This window comes from Lancefieldella parvula (assembly GCF_963530955.1).
Classification (GTDB): domain Bacteria; phylum Actinomycetota; class Coriobacteriia; order Coriobacteriales; family Atopobiaceae; genus Lancefieldella; species Lancefieldella parvula_A.
In genome coordinates this window covers 1-5,209 of record NZ_CAUSFQ010000088.1, presented here as the reverse complement: position 1 = coordinate 5,209, position 5,209 = coordinate 1, and the positions used below count along the sequence as shown (strand labels likewise).

Sequence of the window (5,209 nt, the reverse complement as noted above, 5' to 3'; positions counted from 1 at the left end):
TAGGTATTCTCGGCGGCACCGGTTCCGGAAAAACCACTCTTATCCAGCTGATTGCACGCTTGTACGATGCTACTGAAGGCACCGTATTTGTTGGCGAGAATGACGTCCGCTCCTACAATCTTGTTTCACTTCGTGATGCAGTATCTGTTGTCCTTCAGAAAAATGTGCTGGTCAGCGGTACCGGCCGCGACAACCTGCTCTGGGGAGATCCCAATGCAACAGATGAGGAGCTGCTTCACGCCTGCTCTGTTGCATGTGTTGATGAGTTTCTTGACAGGATTGGTGGCTTGGACGGAGACCTTGGTCAGGGTGGCGTCAATGTTTCTGGTGGCCAGAAGCAGCGCCTTTGCATTGCACGTGCGCTTTTGAAGAAGCCAAAAATTATCATTTTTGATGACTCTACCAGCGCGGTTGATACCGCAACCGACGCAAAGATTCGTGCAGGGCTTGCCGAACTTGCTGACATGACAAAGATCATCATTGCCCAGCGCGTGAACTCCGTTATGGACTCAGATCAGATTGTCGTTCTTGATAACGGTAGGGTCCATATGACTGGCACCCATACAGAACTTCTCGCCAAGAGCCCTATCTATAGAGAGCTGTATGAGTCGCAGATTGGCGGTAGTCAATCGGACATTGATGCTGCTGGTAAGGAGGTGTCACATGGCTAATCGCGCAGGAGGAGCACGTCCTCAAAACATCGGACATACCATTAGGGTGTTTGTCTCGTACTTAGGTCATGCTAAGAAGCGCCTTATGTTGGTGGCACTTCTTGTTTCTATCAGTGGTTTAGCAGCGCTCCTTGGTACTTACATGATTAAGCCTGTTGTTGCAGCAGTGGGCAGGGGAGATGTGGGCGCATTTACTCACCTTGTTGTATTTACAGCGGTTGTGTATGCAATTGGTGCGCTTACCAGTGTTGGTTACACGCAAATTATGGTTCGTGCTGCTCAGAGGATTGTTTTTGATATCAGACGAGACCTTTTTGAGCACATTGAATCGCTGCCCCTAAGATTCTTTGACCAGCGTACTCGCGGCGACATTATGAGCTTCTTTACAAATGACGTGGATACCATCTCGGAAGCGCTCAATAACAGCTTTGCCAACCTTGTTCTGGCGTTTATTCAGATGGTTGGCACGCTTGTACTGCTCATTGTTCTTAACTGGCAGCTGACGCTCATCACTATTCTCTTTGACGTTTTGATTGTGATTTATGCACGCTATGCAAGTAAGCGCTCTGCCAAGCATTACTCGGTGCAGCAAAAGAGCCTTGGTGTTCTTAACGGTTTTGCAGAAGAAACAATCTCTGGCCTTAAAGTGGTTAAAGTTTTTAACCACGAGGATGCAAACTTTGCTGATTTTCAAAAGGTCAATGACGAGCTTAGACACTCTGGAACAAGTGCTCAGGGCTACGCAGCAACTATGGTCCCTATCACGGTTTCATTGACGTATATCAATTACGCTGTGGTCACTGTGGTTGGTGCTCTACTTGCCGTAAATGGACACGCGGATGTTGCAAGTCTTGCGTCCTACCTGGTCTTTGTTCGCCAGGCAGCCATGCCGTTCAACCAGTTCACGCAGCTCTCTAACTTCCTGCTTACCGCTCTTGCTGGAGCTGAGCGCATCTTTGCGGTTATGGAGATGACTCCTGAGGTTGACGAGGGCAAGGTTGACCTGGTCCGCGTTAGTGGCTACGAATCCGGAGAGGAATCTTGGGCTTGGGTCAAACCGTCTGGCGAGAAAACCCCTCTTGCCGGAGACGTTCGCTTTGATGACGTGACCTTTGGATACGACGATGATCAGACAGTTCTTGCAAACCTCACTCTGTTTGCAAAACCTGGCCAGAAGATTGCATTTGTTGGCTCAACTGGTGCTGGTAAAACAACAATTACCAACCTCATTAACCGCTTCTACGATGTTCGTAGTGGAACCATCACCTACGACGGCATCCCTATCAATGACATTAAGAAATCTGCATTAAGGTCCTCGCTTGGTATTGTTTTGCAAGATACGCATCTGTTCACAGGTACCATTGCAGACAATATTCGCTTTGGTAAGTTAGACGCTACTGATGACGAGGTTATTGCTGCAGCAAAAATCGCAAACGCAGATAAGTTTATCCGTCGTATGCCTCGTGGTTACAACACCGTACTTACCTCAGACGGCGCCAACCTTTCCCAAGGTCAGAGGCAGCTTTTAGCAATTGCGCGTGCTGCTATTGCTGATCCTCCCGTGCTTATCTTGGACGAGGCAACTTCCAGTATTGATACGCGTACTGAGGCACTTATCGAGAAGGGCATGGATGCCCTAATGGCAGGCCGTACCGTCTTTGTGATTGCTCACAGGCTGTCTACGGTTCGTAACTCTGATGCCATTATGGTTCTGGAACATGGTCGCATTATTGAGCGCGGTACTCACGATGAGCTTATTGCAAAGCATGGAGAGTATTATCAGCTGCATACGGGCTCGCGAGAGCTAGAGTAGGGGCGTTTATTGTGATTGAAGCTTTAGCTGTTGCCCTTGGTGGAGCACTTGGTAGTTTAGGTCGCTGGCAGTTGGGCGTCCTCTTTAAACAGTGGATTCCTAACCTGCCAGTTGGTACGTTTGCTGCAAATGTTGTTGCAGGTTTGATTATTGGTTTTGTGACGGGACTTGATCTTGCAAGTCCACTTCAGCCACAGGTCAAGCTATTCTTAGCCGTAGGCCTTTGCGGAGGACTTTCGACCTTCTCGACCTTCTCAAATGAAACTCTTACCTTTATTCAAGCAGGTAATTGGGCTGCTGCAGGAGTGAACATTGCAGTTAATGTTATAACGTGCCTGGTTGCTGTGTTTATTGGATTGAAGTTATCGGCTATTGTGTCGTAGCTTGATTATTCGATTGTCTAAATTAAAAGCTAGATATCTTTCTTTTGGATACCTAGCTTTTTAATTTGCTTTCTTTTAAATACCGCAGTTGCGTTTTATTTTGTCATCTTAGGCAGTATAAAGAGCACAATTCCCATGGTAACAAGAGGAATACAAGCTACGCACACAAGTACAAAGAGTGCATTCTGAGCTCCTGCAAGGGTGCTTGTAGCTAAGTCTGTAGCTCCAAGCTGAGAAGCCGCTACAACGCCAGAAATAACGCTGGTGCCCATAGCGCCAAAGAGCTGCTGCATTGTGTTAATAACAGCATTTCCATCTGCCTTGCGGTCTTCCGGTAAGTGTCCTAAGGCTACCGTAAAATTGTTTCCCATCTGAAGCGCCTGACCAATGGCAAAAATGGCAAAAATATACGTGATCATTTCTACGGTAAGCACGTGAACAAAGAGCAGCAAAAGGAGCATGCTGGTAAGGCAACAAAGAATGCCTGTAACAATAGGCTTTTTAGCTCCTAGCTTGTCTAAAATCTGGCCAGAAATTGGTGCCATAACTGCGCCAATAGCACATCCTGGAAGCATCTGAGCTCCCGCTGCAGTGGCACCTGCACCCAGTACTAGCTGGGAGAAGTTAGGCAGAAGATATGACTGACCAAGAATAATAAATTGCAGAGCAACAATAGCAAAGAGTGAGAGCACAAAGCCCTTCTCGCTAAATACCTCAAGGTTAATGATAGGAATTTTTGGAGATGCTTCAGATTGATCTTGGTGCTTAAAGGAGTTTTCGTGACGTACAAAGAGCGTAAGTGAGCCCACAAAAATCATAATTGCGAGCAAAATAGGAATGCTAAGCAGGCCAAACGCGCTGGACTCGTCAATGACAAAGATGAGTGCAATAAAACTTATGGTAAGAAGTAGCCAGCCAAAGACATCAAAAGAAATCACTTCAGTCTCATGGCTCTGTTGGATTGAACTAATTCCCAGTACAAATGCCACAATCAAGAAGGGGAGAAGACCGGCAAAAATCATTCGCCAGCCAAGATGCTCTGCAATCCAGCCACCAGCCGAAGGTCCTACTGCAGGCGCAACGGCAGTAACAAGCATGCCAATGCCCATCATGACACCCATGTTTTTAAGTGGGGCTTGCTCGGTGATGATGTTGAACATCAAAGGCAGTGCCAGACCGGTGCCAATGCCTTCTAAAATGCGGCCAAGCAGCAATAGCATAAACGTTGGAGCAGCAAATCCACAAAGAATGCCACTAATATAGAAGATCATGGCTACGGTAAAGATACTTTTAGTTTTGAATCGTCTGTTTAAAAACGACGACATAGGCATGATAATAGCAAGAATCAAAAGGTACGAAGTAGTCATCCATTGTACCGTTGAGGTGCCAATAGAGAATTCCTCCATTAACGTTGGAAACGTCACGTTCATGGCAGTTTCTACGACAACTCCCGAGAAGGACATAATTCCTGTTGCAATTACAGAAAGAACAAGTTTTGCATTGAGCTCTCTTTTAAACATTTAATCCCTTCTTTTCTCGGCGGTACATCGTAACACTATTCAAAGCAGGTTTTAATACTGTGGGCGTATTCATCACGGTTCTATAAGTAGGCAAAAAAAGAACGGGGTGGCTTAAACCACCCCGTTCTGCTTAGCAATATTGCGTGTTAGCAAGCTGTTTATTTAGCTTTACCCTGGTTTGCAACAGCGTTAATCTTTGCCTCGATGACAGCTGGATCACCAATATAGTGCTTGTCTACAATGTTCCAATCCTTGTCAAAGGTGTATGCGCAAGGAATGCCAGTTGGGATGTTAACCTCAAGAATCTCTTCTGGAGTGAGGTGCTCAAACTGCATAACAAGAGCGCGAAGGCTGTTGCCGTGTGCAGCAATAAGAACACGCTTACCTGCCTCAAGCTGTGGCTTGATCTCCTGCTCAAAGTAAGGCCATGCGCGTGCAATGGTGTCCTTCAGGCACTCGGTGTAAGGAAGATCCTCTGCTGGAACATCGCGGAACATTTCCTGAACGTGAGGATCGCGCTCGTCGCCTGGCTCAAGAGCTGGTGGCTGGACATCAAAGGAACGACGCCAAATCTTTACCTGCTCCTCGCCGTGCTCGGCAGCTGCATCAGCCTTGTTGAGGCCCTGAAGTGCACCATAGTGACGCTCGTTCAGACGCCAGGTCTTATGAACAGGAAGCCAGTTACGGTCAAGCTCATCAAGAACATGATTCAGAGTGTGAATAGCACGCTTGAGCAGAGAGGTGTAGCAAACATCAAAGTCATAGCCAGCCTCTTTGAGAGCACGGCCGCCAGCTGCTGCCTCCTCGTGACCAGTCTCGGTA

The 5,209-nt window shown here is 47.2% G+C and carries 5 protein-coding genes; 3 read left to right on the top strand and 2 right to left on the bottom strand.

Going from position 1 to position 5,209, the window contains the following annotated elements:
* From RWJ43_RS05835 to crcB, 3 genes are all read left to right on the top strand, one after another.
* The coding region (locus tag RWJ43_RS05835; RefSeq protein WP_314008892.1) for an ABC transporter ATP-binding protein at positions 1 to 671 on the top strand (671 nt) is incomplete at its 5' end.
* Positions 664 to 2,484, top strand: a complete 1,821-nt coding sequence (locus RWJ43_RS05830; RefSeq protein ID WP_314008890.1) for an ABC transporter ATP-binding protein — start codon at positions 664 to 666, stop codon at positions 2,482 to 2,484. The genes RWJ43_RS05835 and RWJ43_RS05830, both read left to right, overlap by 8 nt.
* A gap of 11 nt (positions 2,485 to 2,495) precedes the next feature.
* Positions 2,496 to 2,867 (top strand): fluoride efflux transporter CrcB, encoded by a 372-nt coding sequence (gene crcB, locus RWJ43_RS05825; protein ID WP_314008888.1) that lies wholly within the window; start codon positions 2,496 to 2,498, stop codon positions 2,865 to 2,867.
* Between the two features lie 95 nt (positions 2,868 to 2,962).
* On the opposite strand, the gene RWJ43_RS05820 is transcribed toward crcB, so the two are convergent.
* Together RWJ43_RS05820 and gpmA are read right to left on the bottom strand one after the other, a co-directional pair.
* On the bottom strand, positions 2,963 to 4,387 hold the full coding sequence (locus RWJ43_RS05820) for an MFS transporter (RefSeq protein ID WP_314008886.1): 1,425 nt from the start codon (positions 4,385 to 4,387) through the stop codon (positions 2,963 to 2,965).
* Between the two features lie 158 nt (positions 4,388 to 4,545).
* A partial coding sequence (gene gpmA / locus RWJ43_RS05815) for a 2,3-diphosphoglycerate-dependent phosphoglycerate mutase (protein ID WP_314008884.1) occupies positions 4,546 to 5,209 on the bottom strand: 664 nt, incomplete at its 5' end.